At 50.9% G+C, this 281-nt stretch carries 1 protein-coding gene; it reads right to left on the reverse strand.

What is annotated here, in order from left to right; all coding sequences use genetic code 11:
* A partial coding sequence (locus tag QWY29_RS20220) for a class I fructose-bisphosphate aldolase (protein WP_300963025.1) occupies positions 1-265 on the reverse strand: 265 nt, incomplete at its 3' end.
* Positions 266-281 lie beyond the last annotated feature (16 nt).

A 281-nucleotide genomic window follows, 5' to 3' on the forward strand; every position in this document is an offset into this window, starting at 1 on the left:
AGGCCTTCTGGTAGACGGTTTCGTGGAAAAGGATCACTCCGGAAATGGATTGTCCGATTGCGGGGTCTGTGGTGAACAGAAGTTGTCTGTACTTGCGCCTGTTGTCCTCAGTATTCTCCAAACCGATATCTGCCAGCCTTTTCCCCATGGTGCCGACGGATTCGTCCGCGGCCAAAATGCCTTTTCCGGGAACTACAATGGCGTTGGCGATTTTGCTGAGCTCCTCTTGGAGGGCTGCATCAGGGTAATTCCAGTGGGTGGTCATTTTGTTGTTAAAATTT

Origin of the sequence: Nocardioides abyssi (assembly GCF_030412915.1) — a bacterium.
Taxonomy (GTDB): Bacteria; Actinomycetota; Actinomycetes; order Propionibacteriales; family Nocardioidaceae; genus Nocardioides; species Nocardioides abyssi.